Below are 21,474 nucleotides of genomic sequence, written 5' to 3' on the forward strand. Positions count from 1 at the left end.
CTTGAGTTTGATGTTTCGGCCTGGTGGTAGAGTGGTTATGCAGCGGACTGCAAATCCGCGTACGCCGGTTCAATTCCGGCCCAGGCCTCCACATCGCATGCGTATGTTTCTTATCGGCGGCATTGATGGGGCTAGCGCAACGAAGTGACAAGCTGTACAATTTAGTTTCATGCGGGAATAGCTCAGTTGGTAGAGCGCAACCTTGCCAAGGTTGAGGTCGCGAGTTCGAGTCTCGTTTCCCGCTCCAAATTCAAACCCCGGATATCTCACGATATCCGGGGTTTTTATTTGCCGCATCATCAAGAACGTTCTCGAATGATCAGACTGCCATTCATGTGAATTGGCGGACAAGAAAATGTCTGCAGGACGGCAGAGCACCTGTGCGTTTGCGTGGTGGGCGCACGCGTAGGTGCGGCATTCGGTGGCGGTAGGCAGGCGATCAGACACACACTTAGGCCCGTGCCAGGCTGAGGCTTGTGCGATCGCTATCTGGCAAGAACTGGCGAATCGAGATGATCGGAGATGTGCCACCGTCTCATTCAGCGGCAACTTCTCGGGAGCTGATCGCCACACAGCCAACGTCTCGCAGGCTGCGAACCCCTGGAAGCGCGAAAAGCTGCCTGGCCAAGTTCGGAGCGTATACGCCGACTGCTGGCAGTGCGACGCGCCTGCAAGAGCGTTTGGCGGGCAAGCGCCGCGATGGGAGCCGCGGACACGTTTCAGTGCATGAAGCAGACCTCACCGCATGCTCGCGCACCCGAAAAACCTGTGCGCGGAGCTGTGCTTGCGGACGCTGACCTTGCTCCGAACAGGCTGACTGCACAGCAATCAGCTCATCGCGGCGTGGCGTGGCGTGGCGTGGCAGAGCCTATCGGACGACGACATATCATCGCGTCTGGTCGCAGATTTACTTGTCAGAGTGTGCCCGGGGCGGGGGTCGAACCCGCATAGCCTTGCAGCTGAGGGATTTTAAGTCCCTTGCGTCTACCAATTTCGCCACCCGGGCATTGCGATAGCGTGCCTGATTGCGCGGCGATTGTGAATCTCCAAACGACAATCCTGCCGACGGCCCGAGACATGCCGCGTGCGCTATGCTGCCGCCGCAATACCGCGCGGCAACCGACCGCGCACGATCCCAAGGAACTGCATGTCCGGCAACACGCTTCTCCCCCTGCAGCAGGCACGCATTGCCGTCATCGGGCTCGGCTATGTGGGCTTGCCGTTGGCCGTTGCGTTCGGCGAGCACCGCGACACTCTGGGCTTCGACATCGATACGCAGCGGGTCGCGCAACTGCACGACGGTCACGATGCCACGCTGGAGTTGGACGCCGCCGAGTTGGCCGCGGCAACGCAGTTGCGCTACAGCGCAACCGCCACTGACCTGGCGAGCTGCAGCATCTTCATCGTCACTGTGCCGACCCCGATCGACAGCTTCGAGCAGCCGGACCTGGAGCCGTTGCGCAGCGCCACGGCACTGATCGCCGCCGCGCTCAAGCCCGGCGATCTGGTGATCTACGAATCCACCGTATATCCGGGCACCACCGAAGAAGTCTGCGTACCGCTGCTCGAAGCTAGCTCCGGTTTGCGCTTCAACCAAGACTTTTTCTGCGGCTATAGCCCCGAGCGCGTCAATCCGGGCGACCGTCAGCGGCGTCTGCGCGATATTCGCAAGATCACCTCCGGCTCAACGCCGCAGGCTGCCGACACAGTCGATGCGCTGTACGCCAGCATCATCACCGCAGGCACCTGGCGCGCGTCGTCGATGCGCGTGGCAGAAGCGGCCAAGGTGGTGGAAAACATCCAGCGCGACGTCAATATCGCGCTGGTCAACGAGCTGGCGCTGATCTTCGACAAACTCGGAATCGACACGCTCGACGTGCTCGAAGCGGCCGGAACCAAGTGGAATTTTCTGCCGTTCCGGCCCGGTCTGGTCGGCGGCCACTGCATCGGGGTGGATCCGTATTACCTGATGCACAAATCCGAAAGCGTGGGGTACCACCCAGACCTGATCCACACCGCGCGTCAGGTCAATAACCGTGTCGGCCGGCATGTCGCCGAGCGCGTCTGCGGCATGTTGGCGCTGCGCGGCGTAACGCTGGCGCAAGCGCGGGTGTTGGTGCTGGGCGCCACCTTCAAGGAAAACTGCCCGGACTTGCGCAATAGCCGTGCGCTGGAGTTGGTGCAGTTGCTGCAGGCGGCCGGCGTGCACGTCGATACCTGCGACCCGTGGGCAGACCCGGCCGAAGCCCTGCAGCATGGTGGCGTGCAGCTCTGCGAGTCGCCGGACGAGGGGACCTACGATGCCGTCGTGCTGGCAGTCGCGCATGCGCAGTATCGCGACTACGACGTTGAGCGCATCGCAGCGCTCGGCAAGCCAGGCGCGGTGGTGTACGACGTCAAGTCGGTGTGGCCGCGTACGGCCGTAAGCGACCGCCTGTAGTGCGCTCGTGCCGCTGTTGCAACCAGTCGACGGCGCCGAGCGCGGCGCGTCGTCCGCTGGCAAAACATGCGGTAAGCAGATAGCCGCCAGTCGGGGCTTCCCAATCGAGCATTTCGCCGGCACAGAACACGCCCGGTTGTGCGCGCGCCATCAGCTGCGCGTCCAGCGCTTCCAATCGCACGCCACCGGCTGAACTGATTGCCTCGGCCAGCGGGCGCGTCCTCAGCAGCCGCAGTGGCAGGTGCTTGAGCGTCCGTGCAACCCGCGCAAGATCGTCGCCGGCCTGTTTGCCCAGGTGCTCGTACAGTAGTGCGGCCTTGACGCCTTCGATGCCAACCTGGCGACGCAAATGCTCGCTGAAACTGCGCCCTTTGCGCGGCAGAGCCAACTCGGCGCTTACCCGTTCCAACGTCCGTCCGGGCACGAGATCCAGGCCGAGCTCGGCCTCGCCATGTACATTGATCTGGTTGCGTAACTCTGCGGCGATTGCGTAGATCAAACTGCCTTCGATTCCGCTTTCGGTCGCAACGCATTCGCCCTGCAATGCGTGCTGCACGCCGGCGCCATCGCGCCAGTGCGCGACGACCGGCTTGAGCGGCGCGCCAGCATGCCGTTGCACAAAGTGCGTGCTCCAATCGATATTGAAACCGCAGTTGGCGGGCACCAGCGGCGCAACGTCGATGCCGCGCTGCTGCAGCGGTGCCTGCCATCGCCCATCCGAGCCAAGTTGCGGCCAACTGCCGCCGCCCAGTGCAAGCACCACTGCATCGCTATGACATGCGATGTCGCCTGCAGCTGTTGCGAACTGCAGCGCGCCGTCGTCGCTCCATCCCAGCCAGCGATGTTGCACGTGGAAGTTGACGCCCTGGTCCTTGAGTCGGCGCACCCAGCCACGCAGCAGCGGCGCAGCTTTGCGATCGATCGGGAACACGCGCCCCGAGCTGCCGACATAGGTTTCCACACCCAGATCGCGCGCCCAGGTACGCAAGGCGTCCGCATCGAAGTCCTGCAGCCACGATGCCACTTCCTGCGTGCGCTCGCGGTAGCGCTGCGCAAACAGCGGCATCGGGTCGGAGTGGGTGAGATTCAGCCCGCCCTTGCCGGCAATCAGAAACTTGCGTCCTACCGAACCCTTGGCTTCGTAGAGATCGACCGCGATCCCGGCAGCGCACGCGACTTCTGCCGCCATCAGCCCCGCAGGCCCGCCACCAATGACCGCCAGCCGCGGTTTGTGTGCGTCCATCATTGCTCAGGCACTCAGCGCGGCTGTACGCCGAGCAGCTCCACATCGAACACCAGCGATGCGCCCGGCGGGATCACACCGCCCGCGCCGTTGTCGCCGTAACCGTACTCAGGCGGAATCATCAAGCTGCGCTTGCCGCCCACGCGCATGCCGGCAACGCCCTCGTCCCAACCGCGGATCACCTGGCGACCGCCCAGCACGAACTGGAACGGTTCTGCGCGATCGAGCGAGCTATCGAATTTCTTGCCATGCTTGTCGGCAGCTTTTTCGTCGTACAGCCAGCCGGTGTAGTGCACGGTGACCATCACGCCCGGAGTGGCTTCCGCGCCGGTGCCGACAGTGCGGTCGATCCGCTCGAAGCTGGCGATCGTGCCACCGGACGGCGGCAGGGCAGGTGCACAGCTGGCGAGCAGCAAGGCGGCACAAAGCGTCAACAGAAGGCGCATGGGGTGGTCCATGAAGGAAGGCCGCCATTATCGCACCTGGCTCCCGTTATCATCGCGCCATGGCCAAGCTGCTGCTCAATCTGCGCAATGTTCCCGACGACGAGGCCGATGAGGTGCGGGCATTGCTGCGCGAACACCTGGTGCAGATCTACGAGACCCGGCCCAGCAACTGGGGCATTTCCGCTGGCGGTCTCTGGCTCAGCGACGATGCCGAGTACCCGCGCGCCAAGGCGGTACTGGATGCGTATCAAGCCCAGCGTGGGGCGCTTGCGCGGGCACAACACCAGGAAGCCATTGCTGCGGGCACCGCAGAAACGTTCGGGGCATTGCTGCGCAAGCGCCCTGTCTTCGTGATCGTCACGCTGTTGGGGATGCTGATCGTCGCATCGTTGGTGTTGCTGCCATTTCTGTTGCTGCGCGGCTGACGGCGTTCAGCGCCGTGACCGGCTATGGTGGTGGGAGCGGGGCACATCCGAACACCTGTTGTCCTGACGCGCATTGAGTCAGCGCGGTCTGCGCTCGCTGCCTGCAGGGCGATGGATCGTTCGACAAGCGCTCGCTACCCGGGATCGGGCACCCTAAAATACCCGGATGATCACCAATACCGCGGCGTATCAATTCGTCACCGTCCAGGACCCCCAGCAGCTGGCAGACAGCGTGCTGCTACACGCCGAGCAGCAACTGCTGAAGGGCTCTGTGCTGGTGGCCGAAGAGGGCATCAATCTGTTTCTGGCGGGCGACGCCGAGCGGATCGGTGCGTTTTATCGCTGGCTGCAGACCGACCTACGGTTTGCGCAGATGCGCATCAAGTACAGCCAGAGCACGCAGCAGCCATTTGCGCGGCTCAAGGTCAGGGTCAAGCCGGAGATCATCAGCTTCCGTCGCGACGATGCATCGCCGCTGCAAGGCCGTGCGCCGACGGTGACGCCTGCTGTGCTGCGCGAGTGGATGCGCAACGGACGAGATGACCGGGGGCGCCCGTTGGTGCTGTTGGATACGCGCAATGCGCAGGAAGTGGCCTATGGCACGTTCCAGGGCGCGTTGACCTTGCCGATCGACAAGTTCACCGAGTTGCCCGCAGCACTCGCGTCGCATCGTGCCGCATTGGCCGATGCGACGGTGGTGAGCTTCTGCACCGGCGGCATCCGTTGCGAGAAGGCTGCGCTATGGATGCAGGCCGACGGCATGGATAACGTGCTGCAGCTGGAAGGCGGAATTCTTGGCTATTTCGAAGAAGTCGGTGGCGAAGGCTATGACGGCCGCTGTTTCGTGTTCGACGAGCGCGTCGCACTCGATCCCGCATTGCGCCCGCTGGTGGACGATGCGCGGACCACAGAACCGGGAAAAGTCTGACCGGACGCGGCTGTATTGCCCGATGCAGCCGGTCCTGCGGGCGCTTGCATCATGCGAACACATTGCAATGTCACACCAGGCACGTGTGGTTACACGCAAAAGAGCGAACTTTTCGCTCTAACTTGAATGTAATACGTCGCATCGTGCTTGCCCTGAATTATTCACGGAGCTAGTCTGCACCAGCCAGCCGCACAGCGAGGACAACAAGGATGACCATCAGAGTTTTTCTGATCGACGATCATGCACTCGTGCGTACCGGCATGAAGATGATCCTGTCCAAGGAAGTGGACGTCGATGTCGTGGGTGAGGCAGAGAGCGGCGAGGCGGCATTGCCGCAGGTTCGTCAGCTCAAGCCGGATATCGTGCTGTGTGATCTGCATTTGCCCGGTGTCAGTGGCCTGGAAATCACCGAGCGCATCGTCAAGGGCGATTACGGCACGCGTGTGATCATCGTCTCGGTGCTGGAAGATGGCCCGTTGCCGAAGCGTCTGCTAGAAGCTGGCGCGTCCGGCTATGTGGGTAAGGGCGGCGACGCGCATGAGTTGTTACGCGCGGTACGCGAAGTCGCATTGGGGCGTCGTTATCTGGGCAACACGATTGCGCAGAATCTTGCGCTGTCCAATCTGGAGGGTGGCAGTTCGCCATTCGACGCCTTGTCGCCGCGCGAGCTGGAAGTCGCCTTATTGCTGACGCAAGGTCTGCGGCAGGAAGACATCGCCAAGCGGCTGAATCTCAGCGCCAAGACCATCAATACGCACAAGGCGCGCTTGTTCGAAAAAGTCGGTATCCAGGACAACATCGCTCTCGCACGCCTGGCGAATCAATACGGCCTGACCGATCCTGCTCGCACGATGTAGCGATTTTCACCCTCTGCAGTCGCCTCTGCGCGTTGGTTGAGCGTAGTTGAGTGATTCGGTGGACCTGAGTGTCTATGCGCCTGTTCGCTGTTTATGCATGGCAGTCCATGTGACTAACGAGCCGTAGCGAGCAATCGTCAGGTAAGTGAGGCAGGACCCCGACTGGGCGGATAGCGTGAGAACGGTGAGCGCCGCCTCACCGCGGGCCAGTGTGACGAGCCTGTGGCCGGCGTAGGCGACTGAAACTAACTGGACCGACTGCTCTACTGCAGCCAGCCGAACTGCGCGGTTGCAAGCGTCGCTTGATCGACATGCGGCGCACCGACCTGTCCGCTGCGCAGTGCACGTCCGATGCTGACCAGGAACCGCGCGTGTCTTGCTGCTGCGCAGGTGCTGTATTGACGCTCCATGTGCAGTCGTCATCTGCACTGCCGGTTGCCGGATTTCTTGATCGCGTTGATGCGAGGCAGCGTTGAAACCGCTGGATAAAGCCGAGGCCGTTCCCGTTGGGCCCGGTCTTTGCCCACTTGATTAGGGGGCAGACTGGTCAAGTCCTCAGGGCGAGGGGACAACATGTCCTTGCGAGCACCAGGCAATCGACGCTGCGTTGAACATTTGCCTGAACCGGGAATGCATCCAGTTCGACGCGTTGCATCGGTGTTGTCGTGGCGAATTGCGTACAAAAACAAAGCGGCCCGAAGGCCGCCGTGTTTGACGCAGACCTGGCCTGAGCAATTCGGGCCAGATCGACCAGGCGTTGCAACGATCAGTGATCGTCGCGCGGCTTGTTGGTGTCGTCTTCCTGTGCCGACCCAGTGCCGGCGTCAGCTGAAGGCGCTGCAGGCTTTGCGGCTTCGGAGACGACCACGGCCGGCTTCGGCTTGTCGGCCGCCTGTTCCTGCACCTGTACAGCTGCCTGCGGTGCTATTGGCGTCGACTGCACTGGCGCCTTGTGCGGTACCGACGTTGCAGCCGCCGACGACGCAGGTGTTGCGTCGGCCTTGGGAGCCAGCGCGTCCAGCATGGTCGTCTGCACCGGGGCATACGGCTTGCGCACCGGAGCTGCCTGCGCATCGTCCGATGCTGCGGCGGCCTGCGGGACCGTGGCGGTGGATGTCACAGCGACATCGACCGAGGGCTTGACCGCATTGGTCGGCTCGGCATGCGGCGCCTCGGCTGTGACCACGGCGGCCGGTGCCGCAGATGTTGCCGTTGCTGCAGGCGTCTGTTGCTCGGTAACAGGCGTTGCTGGTGCCGACTTCACGGGCTCGGATTGCACCGCACGCGTGACGGACTCCGATTGCACCGCAGGCGTTGCAGCGACCGCTGGAACAGCACGTGCCTGCGCATCGGCCGACGGTGCCGCAGTCGCAGTGTCAGCCGATGCATTGGGCACCGGCTTGGCCGGCGTGACCACCGTCGCTTCGACCACCGACGCGGTTGGGGCAGAGGGCTCGACAGGCTTGGTAACCGCAACCGGTGCAGCGTGGGCTGCCTCAGCGTTGGGCGTTGCAGTTGCAGGTATCGCAGCCGCTGCCGTGTGGGCGGCAGCGGTCGATGCAACCGCAGCCGGAGCGTCACCCGAGGTCGCGTCAGCAACCTGAGCGTGCGTGACGACCGGGGCAGGTGCCGAAGCCGCAGCTGTCGGGACAACCGGGGACGGTGCAATTGCCGGAGCCGCAACGGTCGGCTGTGCCGCCGGCGCAGCCGCCACTGTTGCTCCATCGCGTGCTCGGTCCGCTGCATCGGCAACCGGTGCCGATGCCTGCTGTGCGAACGACGATGCAGCGTTCGAGACCGGCGCGGTGGTCGACGTCATGTCGCTGTCCGATTGCGTTTCCGCACGTTCTTTGGGAACCGGACGCGGTTTCGGCGCTGCCGCTGCAGTGGTCTCGGGCCTGGTACGGGCGGCCGGGGCCGGTGCGTCATCGTCGAAGTCGAACTCCGGCTGGCCTGCACGCGGAGCGGCGGATGCCGAGTTCTGCGTACCGGCTTCGTCGCCCTCGTTGTCACCATCGAGATCGCCGTCTGAATCACCGTCCAGATCGTCCGTTTCCAGACCATCGGCGTTGCTGCCGCCTTCACCATTTGCACCGGCGCCACGACGACGACGACGACCGCCACGACGGCCGCGACGACGACGGCTTCCACCTTCGCCATTGGCCGCATCGTCGCCCGACGCGTCCTGGGTCTGGCCATCCGCACTCGCGTCGACGCCGTGATCGGCGGTGGACTCGCTCACCACAACGTCGACCGGATGGGCCTGATTGGCTTCGTTCGCGGTGGTTTGTGTGTTGGCAGGTGCAGCGGTGTCGGCAATGGCCGCAACGACAGTCGAGGTGGTTGCCGTTGCTGCGGTCGACGTCAGCGTCTGTGCCGAAGCTGTGCCTTCCTCATCCTGACGCGCCGGGCGCGGCTGCCGTTCGGACGGCACGCCGTCCTGCTGTGCAGGTGCACGTGGCGGACGCGGCGTCTGGTTCTGCTGCTTGGGCTTCTGCTGCTGTGGTTGCTGTTGCTGCTGCTTCGGTGCCTGCGCTTCGTTGCGCGGCGGCTTGGGTACCTGCACCTGCTGCTGGGCCTGGGCGCCAGCTTGTGCGGCCTGGCCGTTCTGGCCATTGGCCGGCTGACGGCGCTCGTCGCGACGCTCCTTGTTGGCACCGTTGCCGTTGCCGCGCTGCTGATTGCCACCGTTGCCGTTGCGGGCATCGCGACCGTCGCGACGTTGACCGCCACGCTCGCCGCGCTCGTTTCGATTATTGCGGCCTGCATCGTTCTGGCGCGGACGCTGGTTCGACTCGGCTGCAGGAGCAACCGGCTCGACACCACCGAAGATGCGCTTCAGCCAGCCAACCACACCGGTGACCGGTGCCGGAATCGGCACAGTCACGACCGGGGCCGGTGCGGGAGTCGGTGCGACCGGGGCAGGGGCCTCTTCACGCACCGGAGCCGGCTGGCTCGGCTTGATCGAGGTCACCGCAGGCGCTGCCGGAATGTTCAGCTGTGCCTTGGTCAGCGCATGCACCGGCAACTTGCGCGGCGTGCCGCGCTGGTAGCTGGGCTTGCCGCTGTCTTCGCCCAACTCGTTTTCGCGCAGGCGTGTGACTTCGTAGTGCGGCGTGCGCAACTGCTCGTCGGCGACGATGATGATCGGCGAATCGTGACGCTGCTCGATCTCACGCAGCGCGCTGCGCTTCTCGTTGAGCAGGTAATTGGCGATCTCCACCGGGGCCTGGACCAGCACCTGTCCAGTGTTTTCCTTCATGGCGTGTTCTTCGGCCACGCGGATGATCGACAGCGACAGCGATTCCACGCTACGCATGCGGCCATGGCCATCGCATAGCGGGCAGACGATCTGACTGGACTCGCCCAGGCTCGGACGCAGGCGCTGACGGCTCATTTCCATCAGGCCGAAGCGCGAGATGCGGCCCAGCTGCACGCGTGCACGGTCGTACTTGAGCGCGTTCTGCAGCTTGTTTTCGACTTCGCGCTGGTGCTTGGTCGACGCCATGTCGATGAAGTCGATCACCACCAGGCCGCCGAGGTCGCGCAGGCGCAGCTGGCGTGCGACTTCTTCGGCCGCTTCCAGGTTGGTCTGGAACGCGGTCTCTTCGATATCGCTGCCCTTGGTGGCGCGCGAGGAGTTCACGTCGACAGCGGTGAGCGCTTCGGTCTGGTCGACCACGATCGAGCCGCCCGACGGCAGCCGCACGTTGCGCTCGTAGGCGCCTTCGATCTGCGATTCGATCTGGAAGCGGTTGAACAGCGGAATGTCGTCGGTGTAGTGCTTGAGCTTGCGCAGGCTCTGCGGCATCACCTGCTTCATGAATTCCTGGGCGTCGGCATACAGCTCCGGCGTATCGACCAGGATTTCGCCGACGTCGGCGCGCAGGTAGTCGCGCAGTGCGCGGATGATCAGGCGCGATTCCTGGTAGATCAGAAACGCGGCCGGCTTGCTCAGCGCAGCCTCGGCGATCGCCTTCCAGGTCTGCAGCAGGTAATCCAGATCCCACTGCAGTTCTTCGGCGTCACGGCCGACACCGGCGGTGCGGATGATCACGCCCATGTCGTCGGGGATATCGAGCTTGTCCAGCGCTTCCTTCAGCGCGGCACGGTCTTCGCCTTCGATCCGACGCGACACGCCACCGGCGCTCGGCGAATTGGGCATCAGCACCATGTAGCGGCCGGCCAGCGAAATGAACGTGGTCAGGGCGGCGCCCTTGTTGCCACGCTCTTCCTTGTCGACCTGCACCACGATTTCCTGGCCTTCGCGCAACAGCTCGCGAATGGTCGACTTGTTGTGGTCGACGCCGGCCTGGAAGTAATCGCGGGAGATTTCCTTCAACGGCAGGAAGCCATGGCGCTCGGCGCCATAGTCCACGAACGCCGCCTCCAGAGAGGGCTCAAGCCGGGTGATACGGCCCTTGTAGATGTTGGACTTTTTTTGTTCCTTGGACGGCTGTTCGATGTCGATGTCGTACAGGGTCTGGCCGTCCACAATCGCCACGCGCAGTTCTTCTGCCTGCGTTGCGTTGATCAGCATTCGCTTCATTGTTGCGTTCCTCACGCGCTCTACCGCGCGGAACGCCGTGACGTTTCGCCTCTGGAACAGCTTGTCGGCCCTTCGCGCAACGCGCGGACAGGCCTGACCAGGGTTTCCAGCGCTGCAACACCACGGCAGGCCGCGGGAGCGCTTGTCTTTAAGTTTTATAGGTGTTTCAGGGCCGGCAGCCGCGTCCGGATGGACCGGGGCAGCGCACGGGACATGTTCAGCGCAACGGTCAAAAACCGCCGGCGATGGCCGGGTAGGCCGGTGAGCCGCTAACATGGCCGCCCCTGGGGCGGTGGTCGCGCACTGTGCCGGAATCATCGGAAGTCAGGCTTCTGGCCTATCAACTTCCAACGAAATCAAACCCTTATCTCGCTCGCCGAGTGTAACAGAATAAAGAGCCGGATGACCGACCCCCAGCCCCCCAAGCCGCCCGCCGACCGTGTGGGCGTGCGTATTCTCAAAGTTCCGGAAGACCGCGCTGGGCAGCGGCTGGATAATTTTCTGCTCGGCCAGCTCAAGGGTGCGCCGCGCAGCCTGATCTACAAGCTGGTCCGCAGTGGCCAGGTGCGGGTGAATGGCGGGCGTGCCAAGGCCGAGCGCAAGCTCGAAGGCGGCGAGGAAGTGCGCATTCCACCGGTGCGCGTCAACGAGGAGGGCGACAAGGCAGCGCCGCCGTCTTCGTTTATGGCGCGGCTGGAGGCGTCGATCGTGTTCGAGGACGCGCGCCTGCTGGCGCTCAACAAGCCCACCGGCGTCGCCAGCCATGGCGGTAGCGGCATCAGCTTTGGCGCGATCGAGACCTTGCGCGCGCTCCGCCCGAACCAGACCCTGGAGCTGGTGCACCGGCTCGATCGCGATACATCCGGCCTATTGATCGTGGCCAAGAAACGCTCCGCGCTGACCGAATTGCAGGCGCTGATGCGTGAGGACGATCGCGTCGAAGGGCGCGGCATCACCAAGCGCTACCTGACCTTGCTGGTGGGGCGGATGCCGGACGGCGTCATGACCGTCGACGCACCGTTGCATATCGGCCTGCGTCAGGGCGGCGAGCGGCATGTGCAGGTCAATGCGATCGGCAAGCCGTCGCTGAGCCACTTCAAGCTGCTGGAACGGCGCGGCGGGCACTCGTATTGCGAAGTGCGCATCGAAACTGGCCGCACTCATCAGATCCGCGTACATGCCCAGCACCTTGGCCACCCGGTCGCCGGCGACGATAAATATGGCGAGGCCGAGGTCAACAAGCGCCTGCGCGATCAGCTGGGTCTGAAGCGGCTATTCCTGCATGCGGCCTCGCTGGAGTTCGCCTTGGATGCGGGCAAGACTCCTTACGTGCTGAGCGCGCCGCTGGCCCCGGAGCTGGCCGAGGCGCTGGATCGGCTGGGGCGCTGACATAGCTATTTCAGGCTGCGCGCGCCTCTCGTTTCGCGTACCTGGCACGTGATGACCGTCGTTCAACAGGACATCGGCGGTGCTGCTGCTGTTTCGGCTTGGTGAGCCGCTCCAGGGCAGCGGCCGTCACAGCCGGCCACTGCGTCGAAGCTCTGTCAGCCACGCTTAGCTGTCGTGATGATGGTCGCGATGCTGTGGTGCCTGTGCACGAGCGGGCGGACGTTGCGCATGCATTTCTGCCGGGTGGGCAGGAGTAGGGCGCGGAGGTGCGAAGGAAACCATGCGCTGCGGGTGCTGTTGCGGCTGGGCCTGGGGGATCGGCCGCGGCTCCTGGCGCGGCGGCAGTGACTGCGCACGTTCCACCCGTTGCGGTGGCGCCAAGGCAGCTTGCTGAGGTGGCGCAGTCCGCTGCTGCTCGTGCATCTGTGGAAACTGGAATTGCGCCGCTGTTGGCGCACGATGATTGACATCGTGTGGGTCGCGGTTGGCAAGCGCAGCGTGCGCAGTGAGTGCTGGAGGTGCCGAACGGGGCTGCTCGAACGCCGGCAGGCGGGCCGCAGTGCTCGCCTGATGCAGCGGCTGTAATTGCGCCATGCGCTGTTGTGCAACCGGTGCCGCGGATATGCGGACCGCCGAATGCGCGCCAGAGGCGAGCATCGGTGCGGGGATATTCGTTGCGCGTAACGTTGTCTGCGCCTGCGACGGCATATTTGCCGGCATCGTCGCTGCAGCACGCGTTGCCACTGGGCGGCCAGGCTGCAGCATCTGCCGGTCAAAATGCGGCGCTGACAAGTGCGCATAGTCGGGCGGACGTGGAGCGTTGGCGGGCGAGGGCGCTATGCGATTGGGGCGCTGCAGGTTTCTGAGCGACTGCGCATCTGCTGCCGCGGCGACCGGCAAGGCCGCGCGGTTGACCGGCAGCCCTGTCGGCGTCAGTCCGGGAACCGGCGTAGATGCCGCAGTGCTGTTGGGCCCATACCGCTGGTTCTGCCGCACGTACGAGCGCGCGTCGATATAAGTGCTGCGGTTGTTGATGATGGTGGTGCGCGGTGCATAGACGTGGTTCTGGTACACCACGTAATGCGGTGCGGCCGGCGGTGCGTTCCAGTCCACGCCCCAGCTGTTCCAACCCCAGTGGTGCCACGCCGGTGCCGGTGCGGCCCAGCCGAACCAGCCGTGGTGGTGTTCCAGCGCCCTGCCGACCAACACACCGATGCCAAACGACACCACCCCGGTGGTTACCACGTCGCCCTGGTCGTACCAGCGCACCGGGCGATAGCGATAGTCGCGATAGACATCGACCGGCGTGCCGTAGACCACACCCGGGTCGTAGCGCGGCACGTACACCACCTCTGGCTGCGCGGGTTCGATGGTGATGACTTGCGACGGCGGCGGAACACGTTCGCCATCCAGGATCGGCGTGACCACCACATGCCGCGCCACCTGGACCTGCTGTTGCGGCGTGCTGCGCAGGTGGCCGCTGGCTTGAGCGCGCTGGCGCATGATCTGCACCGCGTTGAGGACATCGTTGGGGTCATGCGCGTACGCATCGCCGAGCGCGCGGGTCCAATCGAGATTGCCGGCCAGCTGGTCCACCACATCGGGGAAGGCGGTCAATGCCTTGACGCTGGGATCCCACGGCTGCGACACCGTGGCCTGCGCGCGGTCAGTGGCCGCCAAGTTGCGATTGCTGTGCAGCCAGTCCTGCGCGGTGAGCACCTGATCCGGGTAGACCGAGGCCGCCAGGGTCTGGGCCAACAGCTTGTCCGGAAAAAGGGCGATCGGAGCGACCAACCGATACAGCTGATCGGCCGTCGGCGGCGTGTAGGCGGGGGCTGTGGAGGCGGGTAGTTCGACTGGAACCGCTGCGGTTGCCGAAGGTACGGTGCGTTGGCAGCCGACCAGTGCCAAGGCGCCGCTGGATGCGATTGCCAGCGCCAAGCCAATGCGCCCCTGTGACCATGGTTGCATACGGCACCTCGCTGTGTGCGCGTTGATGACGCGCGTACGATGCGCCGCATTCGATGTCTGGAAGCTTGCTGACGTGGTGCCGGTAATGGCCTGGCACGGCAGCGTTCAGCAGGACTGCGCGTTGACGAATCGCAGCGCCGCAGAGCGTGCGCAAGGCCGCCTGTGCGTTACAACGTCAGGGCAGTATTTGGTGGCACGCGCGCACGTTGCCTAGCAGCGGCGTCGGCCCGGACCATGCTTGCATGCGGAAAACCTCAGCTCTCACAACAAGCAGCACAGGTTGTTGCTCGCGACCGGCGCGCCACGCCTCACGGCGCTGCGAAGCGGAACAACACCAGACTGATCGCCAGCGTGGCCATACCCGATACCAAGCCGTAGACCGTTTCATGGCCTTGTGCGTAGCGTTTTGCCGCCGGCAACAGTTCGTCCAGCGCCAGGAACACCATCACCCCGGAGATCAACCCGAACACCGTGCCGAACACCGCTTCGGATAACACGTTGGACAGCGCCAGATAGCCGATGCCGGCGCCGATCGGTTCGGCCAGGCCGCTCAGCAGGCTGGCGCCGAAGGCATAGAACTTGTTGCGCGTGGCGAAATACACCGGCACCGCGATCGCGATGCCTTCGGGAACATTGTGGATGGCGATGGCGAATGCCAACGGCATGCCCACTGCCGGGCTTTCCAGCGTGGCGAAGAACGTCGCCAGCCCTTCCGGAAAGTTATGCGCGGTGATCGCGATGGCGGTCATCAGGCCGACACGACGAATGTAGGCGCGGTTGTCGTCGCGAAATTGCGGGTCGTCGGTGGACAGGCTCTGGTGCGGGTTGGGCACCAGGCGGTCGATCACCATGATCAGCAGCATGCCGCCCAGAAAGGTCAGCGTGCCGAAGGTAAAGCCCAGCTTGTCGTTGTAGGCGTTGGAAAATGCAGCGATCGACTTGTTGAGGATCTCCGACAACGACACGTACACCATCGCGCCACCGGCAAATGCCAACCCGAACGCCAACAGGCGCGGATTGGGCTTTTTGGCGAACACCACCATGAGACTGCCGAGGCCGGTGGCAAGTCCCGCGGCCAAGGTGACCGCCAGCGCGGTCCAGACGTTTTGTGATGACACCTCAAGCATGCGACGCGACGACCTCGTGGAGTGGGAAGCGATCCTGGTGTGCTCAGCGCAATCACGCGACCACTGGCGGCAGCAGGATGGTCAGGCATGGATGACGAAGGCGTGGTGTCGAAGACAGCCGCACGTTCATGTGCAACCACCGGCCAAGGCGAGCGGTGTCGATGAGCGATGCATCGCGGCGTAGAGCGTCTTGCCCGTCGTCGCTGAGTCAGAGCCGTTGCAGCACGCTGACGGCTGCGCTCAACCGCCGCGGCGCGCGCGTTCTTCGATGGCGAAGCATTCGTCCGGACGCGGCACCGGCGGCTTGAAGGCGACCGGCACCTGGATGGTCTGCGGCACGGCCTGGCCATTGCGGGTGGCCGCCTTGAACTTCCATTCGCGCACACGCTTTTGTGCAGCGTCATCCAGCACCGGCTGGCCGCTGCTCTGGGTCACCGCCACCTCGGTCGGTGTGCCTTCGGTACCGACGACGACCCTGAGCACGGTGGTGCCACCGACCCCGGCGCAGGCCAGCTCCGGTGCGTACTCAGGCGGCGGCGTCTTCAGCGCAGCAAGCTCTGTGGGGGCCACCGCAGGCGCGGCAGCCTGTTGCGGTGACTTGCCGCAGCCGCTGAGGCCGGCCGCCAGACACAGGCCGGCGAGGGCAGCGCGAGAAATGGTCATGCAGTGACTCCCTGATCGTAGAGTTGCGCGGTCTTGGCCGCGCAGATGAAGTCGTTTTCGCTCAGCCCGCCCACATCGTGGGTGGAATAACGCACCACCACCCGGTCGTAATGCACACCCAGATCGGGGTGGTGGTCTTCGCGATGGGCAATCCAGGCCAGCGCATTCACGAAGGCGAGGGTGCGGTAATAGTCCGCAAAGCGGAAGGTGCGCGTGATGGCCATGCCGGCCTCGGCCAGCTCCCAGCCGGGTATCTGCGGCAGCAACTCGGCCAGGCGGGCCTCGCCAAGCTTGTGGTCGCTACCCTTGCGCGGAAGGCAATGGGCCTGCTCCAGGGGAATCAGATCGGTCATGACGGTCTCGCAGGATGGCGGACGGCGCACCCACCAGGATCACGGTGTTCCATGAGCGAGGGCGCTTTGAGCGGTAGAATAACCCGCATGATCCAGATATCCGACAAAGCCCAAACCTATTTCCGCAAGCTCATCGAACGCGAAGGCGTGCCCGGCATGGGCGTTCGCCTGAGCGCGGTGGACCCTGGCACCCCTCGCGCAGATGCCAGGCTTGAGTTCGCAGAGCCTGCGGACCTGAGCGGCGACGAGTGGGCCATCGACTGCGATGGCTTCACGTTATATGTGGCCGCCGCCAGCGTGCCGTGGGTGGATGGTGCCGAGGTCGACTACGTCACCCAGTCCACCGGCAACCAGCAGTTGACCATCAAGGCGCCCAAGATCAAGGGCGAAGCACCGGCGGATTCTGCCTCGATGGTGGAGCGCGTGCGCTGGGTGGTGGAAAACGAGATCAACCCGCAGCTGGCATCGCACGGCGGACGTGTGGCCGTACAGGAAGTCTCGGCCGACGGCGTGGTGCTGCTGCGCTTCGGCGGCGGTTGCCACGGCTGCGGCATGGCCGATGTCACGCTGAAGCAGGGCATCGAAAAGACCTTGATGGGACGCGTACCCGGCGTGATTGCGGTGCGCGATGCCACCGACCACGCCACCGGCGACGCACCGTACATTCCGCGCGACAGCGCGGCCTGATTCCGCGTCACCGGTGACAACGGCTGCCGATCTGCTGCATGCGCTGCGCGCGCGCATGCCGGCCAAGCTCATTCTGGATCGGCGCACCGGCCTGCCCTACGGTTGGGCGATCTGGATGCGCAACCGCGACGACGCGGCGGCGCCGTTCAACGACGATCAGGTGATGGATGTGCTGTTGGCACGTCCGTCAGTTGCGCATGGCGCAGGCACTGCCGCGACGCTGACGCCGTTCCAGGCATTTCGCAGCCTGTGGTGGCAGCACTGGGAGCCACGCCCGACCGATCAGCGCCGGCAACACTGGCTCGCGCTGCTGGGTAGTCTGTTGATCCACATCGGCTTCATCGCGCTGCTGATCTGGGTGGTCACCGTGCGCTGGGCGCCGGACGAAACCAAACCGGGCGAAGAGTCGCGTGTGCGCATGACCTTCATCGGTGACGGTGCAGCGGAGCAGGGGGGAGGGCAAGCAGAACCTTCGGCGGCGGCACAGGCGGCACAGGCGGCGTCTGCCGACGCTGCCGACGCTGCCGCCGCGCAGCAGGCCAGTGCGGGTGCGGCCCCTGGTGAGTCTGCACAACCGACGACGCCCGCATCGGTACCGCCGCAGGCTGCCGCCGAGCCTGTCGATGCAACCAGCGCTGCGCAGGCGCAGGAAAGCGCGCCGGAGCCGGTTGCCGCCGCTGCCAGCGAGCCGGTGACACCGGAGGTGCCGCAAGTGACGGTGCAGGTGCCGGAAGTGACGATCGAATCACCGCTGCAGGTGACCGAAACTGCGGTCGCCACCAACGAGTTTGTGGTTCCTCCACCGCCCAGCATCGCCGTGGCGCCGCGAGCGATGACGCCGACCGCGCCGCAAGTGGAGGTGCGTCAGCGCGAGATCCAGACCGTGACCGACCGGCCGCAGCTGCGCGAATTGCAGCGCCCGGCCGCAGCCGTGGCCGTGCGATCTGCCGATGCACCTGCCGTGCGCGAACGCGAAGTCGTAGTGCCGGACCGGCCGCAGGTTGCAGCACCGACGATGCGTCCCAGGGAAGTCACTCCAACCGTACGCATGCCCGAGGTGGCGGTGCGCACCACGGAACTGCCCAACGTGCCGGAGCCGGCACTTATGCCGGCGCCTGTGCCGCCAACCGCACCGGCAACTGCCGCACCGACGTCGGCACCGCCTACATCGACAGCGACCGCCTCCGTTCCGCAGCCGGCACCCGCTACATCCGCACCGCAGGCAACAGCGTCATCGGCCAAATCAGAGCAGTCCAGTAACAGCGCTGCCGCAGCGTCTTCGTCAACCAAGCCCGCGACCAATACCGCTGCCGGGCCAGCAGCGGCGGACCGCAGCGGCGGCTGGGACGTCGCTGCCAATGCCGACGACTGGAGCAAATCCGACCGCAACCGCCGTGGCGAAACCACCGGCGCCAACGGCCAGCGCGATGGCATGTTCAATAGTGACGGCAGCGTGCGCGTGGCGGGGGCAGGCGATGCCGGCAAGGGAGCCGGCGACCGCGGACCGCCCGGCAGCGACACCGACACCTGGACCCGCGACCAGATCGCCCAAGGCGGCACCTGGCTCAAGCGCCCGCCGTACGGCTACACGCCGACCTCGCTGGATAAGTACTGGATGCCCAACCAGTCGCTGCTGCAGGAATGGGTGCGCCGTGGCTTGAAGAAGATCGAGATCCCGATTCCGGGCACCACCACCAAGATCAGCTGCGTCGTGTCGTTGCTGCAATTCGGCGGTGGCTGCGGCCTGAGCGACCCCAACCTCAACGATCAGCCCGCCACCGCGCGACCGCCGCCGGATATACCGTTCAAGCGGGAGCTGCAGGAGGACAAGGAGGCGGTGCGCCGTGAGGGCGAATGAGGGTGCTGCACGATGAGCGTCCAGCACAGCTCGATGGAGCGAAGCGGGGCACTCGCTTACATCAGCGGCGTGCGTCAATGCGCCTCCAGCTGGTGGGTGGGTGCCACGGCGTTTGCGGCGACCAAGGCGAAAGGTCTCAATGACCAGCGGCGGCCGTGAGTTTTTGAAATGGCTGGCTGCCGTCTTTATGACGGGCGATCACGCCCTGAAGATTCTGGGGCTGGGCTACGTCCCAGGCATCGCCGAATTGGGGCGCGTGGCCTTTCCGTTGTTTGCGCTGGTTTTGGCCTACAACCTTGCTCAACCTAACGCCGATATCGAAAAATCGGTCAAGCGCTTGTTTCTGTGGGGCATCATCGCAACGCCTGTGGTGGCGATCGCATTTCAAAACGTATTCCCGCTGAATGTGCTGTTGTCGTTTGCGTTAGCGGCTGCGTGCATTCTGGCAATCGAACGACGTCAATGGACGTTTTTGGCAGTGTGCGTATTGCTTGTACCGGCAGCGGTCGATTATCGATGGGCTGGCGTGGCCGTCGTGCTGGGCGGCTGGGTGTTCTGGCGCAATCCTTGGCAATGGAGATTATCGAAAGGAATCTCTGCGCTGGTGTTGCTTGTACTGCCGGTGTCGCTAGTTTGCTTCTTTAGCGATACGTTCTGGGCGCTATTGGCGTTGCCTCTGCTGTTGCTTGCACGCATAAACATTCCCATTCCGCGCACCCGCAGTGCGTTTTATTTCTATTACGTGGGACATCTTGTTTTTCTGATGGGGCTATTTTACGCAAACGTGTGACGTGGAAAGTCGGTCAGGAGCATGTGGGGCACGAGGGCGCCGAAGTTCATGCGGGGCGTCAACAGTGATGGCAAGGCTGTCAGCGCGCCGAGCCCGGTAAAGGAATGTTAGTCCTGAAACCGAGGTGTTCTGACATAATATACATTGGCTTACACGCTAAGCCTTTGATCTATCACGCGGGGCCATAACCCCGTGCTCGAAAAGTTGAAGTCTGGACGCCGGCAAGGAACGCACGGTGATCCGAGAAAAAGCCACGTTGCCCGGCCAGGGCACGATATCCCCAGTTGAGCACCCGAAGCGTATCGACCCTCATGGCTCGGTACACGAAACGCGAGTTTCGCGGAGGCGTTCATGACGGCCCGCGAACCGATGGTGCCGCCCGACGTCGATCTGCGCGGAATGCCGTACATGCCGCTGGATGTGAACCGTCTGCGCGATAGCGGGATGGCGATCAAGGCAACTGGCGATGAGTTCCGAGCGGCGATCCTGCTTTGGTGTGCGTGCTGGCATGAGGTGCCGGCCGCGAGCCTGCCTGACGACGACGAAATCTTGGCCAGCTACGCCGGGTATGCACGCAATTTGCGGGCGTGGAAGCGCTTGAAAGTCGGTGCAATGCGAGGCTTTGTCCTCTGCAAAGATGGCCGCTACTACCACCCACTGATCGCCGACAAGGCTGCGCAAGCGTGGACTGAGCGCCTTGAATTTCAAGGCATGCGTGAAAACGACCGTCTACGTAAGGAGCGCGAGCGGCAGGACCGTGTAGATATCTTCGGCAAACTCCGAGCTTATGGCGTTGTCCTTCCATACAACACGCCGACCGGCAAATTGCGAGAGCACCTAGCAGATCTGGAAGCGCCTGCCGACAGTCACGGGGAAGTCACTGTGACGGGGCACGCACATGTCACGGCTAATAAGGGAAAGGGAAGTGAAAGGGAGAGGGAAGGGAGAGGGAAGGGAGCTTTAAAAGCCTCTTCTCCAAACAATACGAGCGCTGAGAAACCACTAGAGGACGCGGCTGAGCTGGCGCGCGTGCTGCGTGATATGGGCTGGAACGAATGCGCCGACGGGCATCCAGACCTGATGCAGGCCAAGGCCGAGGGCATTACAGCCAACGACATTCGGGCTGCAGCCGCAGGCAAGGCTGGCAAGCCAATTCGGTACGTGGTCAATCGAGCGCGCGGAATGCGCGACGATGCAGCCGAGTCAGCCGGCCAGCCTGGCAACGTCGTGCACATCAAGACAGCCGAGCAACAGCAGGCCGACGAGGCCAAGCAACTGCGGCGTGCACTCGACGACAAGATCCTGCAGGTGCAGAACGATCACCGCCTTGAGCTGATCGACGACAGGACCCGTGACCAACGCATAGCCGACATACGCGAAGCGATCGCAGCGCTGGACACCATGGCCGGCACCGCGAAGGAGGCTCGCTAGTGATCCGTTCTCCCATTGAATTGCGCGCAACCACAGTTGTGCCGCTCCACGCACCTGGCCCTCAGCACGCCCGCGAAGCCTTACAGGGCAAGGGCAACCGCTGGGCCCGGCCGTTGCCAAGGTTCCACGGGGGCAAAAAAGCGAACCGGCGTGGCAGTGCTCATGGCATCGCTAAACCATTGATTCCATTGGGTCTGTGCCGTGTCGTGTGGATCGGGACGGTACGGCGTGAATGTTCCACGGGCACCCCCCCTTCCGATCAGCCGTGGAACATCCCCCCCGGTCCAACTATTGCCCTCCCGAAAAATGGGATGGGG

The 21,474-nt window shown here is 64.1% G+C and carries 16 protein-coding genes and 3 tRNA genes; 11 read left to right on the forward strand and 8 right to left on the reverse strand.

The genetic code is table 11. From position 1 onward, the window contains the following. The first annotated feature begins 17 nt into the window (after positions 1-17). A tRNA-Cys gene (locus RQH86_RS03790) sits at positions 18-91 on the forward strand. An 80-nt stretch (positions 92-171) separates the two neighbouring features. Continuing rightward, a tRNA-Gly gene (locus RQH86_RS03795) sits at positions 172-247 on the forward strand. 675 nt (positions 248-922) lie between these two features. Here RQH86_RS03795 and RQH86_RS03800 read toward each other — a convergent pair. Continuing rightward, positions 923-1,006 (reverse strand) — tRNA-Leu (locus tag RQH86_RS03800). Between the two features lie 141 nt (positions 1,007-1,147). Between RQH86_RS03800 and RQH86_RS03805 the strand changes: the two genes are divergently transcribed. Then, entirely contained in the window at positions 1,148-2,440 is a 1,293-nt protein-coding gene (locus tag RQH86_RS03805) for a nucleotide sugar dehydrogenase (RefSeq protein WP_311238236.1), read from the forward strand. Here the strand turns inward: RQH86_RS03805 and RQH86_RS03810 are convergent. Both RQH86_RS03810 and RQH86_RS03815 read right to left on the reverse strand, forming a co-directional pair. Then, entirely contained in the window at positions 2,397-3,686 is a 1,290-nt protein-coding gene (locus RQH86_RS03810; RefSeq protein WP_311238237.1) for a TIGR03862 family flavoprotein, read from the reverse strand. The genes RQH86_RS03805 and RQH86_RS03810 overlap by 44 nt on opposite strands. Positions 3,687-3,697: 11 nt before the next feature. Next, on the reverse strand, positions 3,698-4,129 hold the full coding sequence (locus RQH86_RS03815) for an FKBP-type peptidyl-prolyl cis-trans isomerase (RefSeq protein ID WP_161963053.1): 432 nt from the start codon (positions 4,127-4,129) through the stop codon (positions 3,698-3,700). 59 nt (positions 4,130-4,188) lie between these two features. Between RQH86_RS03815 and RQH86_RS03820 the strand changes: the two genes are divergently transcribed. The 3 genes from RQH86_RS03820 to RQH86_RS03830 all read left to right on the forward strand — a co-directional run bounded on the left by RQH86_RS03820 (position 4,189) and on the right by RQH86_RS03830 (position 6,339). Next, complete coding sequence (locus RQH86_RS03820; protein WP_311238238.1) at positions 4,189-4,554, forward strand: DUF6164 family protein; 366 nt, start codon at positions 4,189-4,191, stop codon at positions 4,552-4,554. A 166-nt stretch (positions 4,555-4,720) separates the two neighbouring features. After that, entirely contained in the window at positions 4,721-5,482 is a 762-nt protein-coding gene (locus RQH86_RS03825) for a sulfurtransferase (protein ID WP_311238239.1), read from the forward strand. 209 nt (positions 5,483-5,691) lie between these two features. Next, complete coding sequence (locus RQH86_RS03830) at positions 5,692-6,339, forward strand: response regulator (RefSeq protein ID WP_055854221.1); 648 nt, start codon at positions 5,692-5,694, stop codon at positions 6,337-6,339. A 766-nt stretch (positions 6,340-7,105) separates the two neighbouring features. Here the strand turns inward: RQH86_RS03830 and RQH86_RS03835 are convergent. Next, positions 7,106-10,879 (reverse strand): Rne/Rng family ribonuclease, encoded by a 3,774-nt coding sequence (locus RQH86_RS03835; protein WP_311238304.1) that lies wholly within the window; start codon positions 10,877-10,879, stop codon positions 7,106-7,108. Positions 10,880-11,290: 411 nt separating this feature from the next. Between RQH86_RS03835 and RQH86_RS03840 the strand changes: the two genes are divergently transcribed. Then, complete coding sequence (locus tag RQH86_RS03840) at positions 11,291-12,277, forward strand: RluA family pseudouridine synthase (RefSeq protein ID WP_115553841.1); 987 nt, start codon at positions 11,291-11,293, stop codon at positions 12,275-12,277. Positions 12,278-12,442: 165 nt separating this feature from the next. On the opposite strand, the gene RQH86_RS03845 is transcribed toward RQH86_RS03840, so the two are convergent. The 4 genes from RQH86_RS03845 to RQH86_RS03860 form a co-directional block, all read right to left on the reverse strand. After that, a complete protein-coding gene (locus RQH86_RS03845) occupies positions 12,443-14,248 on the reverse strand; it encodes a DUF3300 domain-containing protein (RefSeq protein WP_311238240.1) in 1,806 nt (601 codons plus the stop codon). A gap of 308 nt (positions 14,249-14,556) precedes the next feature. Beyond that, positions 14,557-15,375 (reverse strand): zinc transporter ZupT, encoded by an 819-nt coding sequence (gene zupT / locus RQH86_RS03850; protein WP_311238241.1) that lies wholly within the window; start codon positions 15,373-15,375, stop codon positions 14,557-14,559. Positions 15,376-15,615: 240 nt separating this feature from the next. Next, positions 15,616-16,038, reverse strand: coding sequence for an energy transducer TonB (locus RQH86_RS03855; protein ID WP_311238242.1), 423 nt, complete (start codon positions 16,036-16,038; stop codon positions 15,616-15,618). Beyond that, positions 16,035-16,391, reverse strand: a complete 357-nt coding sequence (locus RQH86_RS03860; RefSeq protein ID WP_055854238.1) for a 4a-hydroxytetrahydrobiopterin dehydratase — start codon at positions 16,389-16,391, stop codon at positions 16,035-16,037. The genes RQH86_RS03855 and RQH86_RS03860 overlap by 4 nt, the downstream gene beginning before the upstream one ends. 87 nt (positions 16,392-16,478) lie before the next feature. Here RQH86_RS03860 and RQH86_RS03865 point away from each other — a divergent pair, with 87 nt between their 5' ends. The 4 genes from RQH86_RS03865 to RQH86_RS03880 all read left to right on the forward strand — a co-directional run bounded on the left by RQH86_RS03865 (position 16,479) and on the right by RQH86_RS03880 (position 21,157). Further along, complete coding sequence (locus RQH86_RS03865; protein WP_055854241.1) at positions 16,479-17,078, forward strand: NfuA family Fe-S biogenesis protein; 600 nt, start codon at positions 16,479-16,481, stop codon at positions 17,076-17,078. Between the two features lie 13 nt (positions 17,079-17,091). Next, positions 17,092-18,936, forward strand: a complete 1,845-nt coding sequence (locus RQH86_RS03870; protein WP_311238243.1) for a transmembrane repetitive protein — start codon at positions 17,092-17,094, stop codon at positions 18,934-18,936. 139 nt (positions 18,937-19,075) lie between these two features. Then, positions 19,076-19,726 (forward strand): TraX family protein, encoded by a 651-nt coding sequence (locus RQH86_RS03875; RefSeq protein ID WP_311238244.1) that lies wholly within the window; start codon positions 19,076-19,078, stop codon positions 19,724-19,726. A 351-nt stretch (positions 19,727-20,077) separates the two neighbouring features. Continuing rightward, positions 20,078-21,157, forward strand: a complete 1,080-nt coding sequence (locus tag RQH86_RS03880) for a DUF1376 domain-containing protein (protein ID WP_311238245.1) — start codon at positions 20,078-20,080, stop codon at positions 21,155-21,157. The last annotated feature ends 317 nt before the right edge of the window (positions 21,158-21,474 follow it).

The organism is Xanthomonas sp. WCS2018Noco2-27, assembly GCF_031843525.1.
Classification (GTDB): Bacteria; Pseudomonadota; Gammaproteobacteria; order Xanthomonadales; family Xanthomonadaceae; genus Xanthomonas.

Excerpts from the sequence above, each read along its gene's own strand:
- RQH86_RS03805 (WP_311238236.1), top strand. The coding sequence starts at position 1,148 with ATGTCCGGCAACACGCTTCTCCCCCTGCAGCAGGCACGCATTGCCGTC.
- RQH86_RS03835 (WP_311238304.1), bottom strand. The coding sequence starts at position 10,879 with ATGCTGATCAACGCAACGCAGGCAGAAGAACTGCGCGTGGCGATTGTG.
- RQH86_RS03840 (WP_115553841.1), top strand. The coding sequence starts at position 11,291 with ATGACCGACCCCCAGCCCCCCAAGCCGCCCGCCGACCGTGTGGGCGTG.
- RQH86_RS03875 (WP_311238244.1), top strand. The coding sequence starts at position 19,076 with ATGACCAGCGGCGGCCGTGAGTTTTTGAAATGGCTGGCTGCCGTCTTT.
- RQH86_RS03815 (WP_161963053.1), bottom strand. The coding sequence starts at position 4,129 with ATGCGCCTTCTGTTGACGCTTTGTGCCGCCTTGCTGCTCGCCAGCTGT.
- RQH86_RS03860 (WP_055854238.1), bottom strand. The coding sequence starts at position 16,391 with ATGACCGATCTGATTCCCCTGGAGCAGGCCCATTGCCTTCCGCGCAAG.
- RQH86_RS03865 (WP_055854241.1), top strand. The coding sequence starts at position 16,479 with ATGATCCAGATATCCGACAAAGCCCAAACCTATTTCCGCAAGCTCATC.
- RQH86_RS03810 (WP_311238237.1), bottom strand. The coding sequence starts at position 3,686 with ATGATGGACGCACACAAACCGCGGCTGGCGGTCATTGGTGGCGGGCCT.
- RQH86_RS03820 (WP_311238238.1), top strand. The coding sequence starts at position 4,189 with ATGGCCAAGCTGCTGCTCAATCTGCGCAATGTTCCCGACGACGAGGCC.
- zupT (WP_311238241.1), bottom strand. The coding sequence starts at position 15,375 with ATGCTTGAGGTGTCATCACAAAACGTCTGGACCGCGCTGGCGGTCACC.
- RQH86_RS03825 (WP_311238239.1), top strand. The coding sequence starts at position 4,721 with ATGATCACCAATACCGCGGCGTATCAATTCGTCACCGTCCAGGACCCC.
- RQH86_RS03855 (WP_311238242.1), bottom strand. The coding sequence starts at position 16,038 with ATGACCATTTCTCGCGCTGCCCTCGCCGGCCTGTGTCTGGCGGCCGGC.
- RQH86_RS03845 (WP_311238240.1), bottom strand. The coding sequence starts at position 14,248 with ATGCAACCATGGTCACAGGGGCGCATTGGCTTGGCGCTGGCAATCGCA.
- RQH86_RS03830 (WP_055854221.1), top strand. The coding sequence starts at position 5,692 with ATGACCATCAGAGTTTTTCTGATCGACGATCATGCACTCGTGCGTACC.
- RQH86_RS03880 (WP_311238245.1), top strand. The coding sequence starts at position 20,078 with ATGACGGCCCGCGAACCGATGGTGCCGCCCGACGTCGATCTGCGCGGA.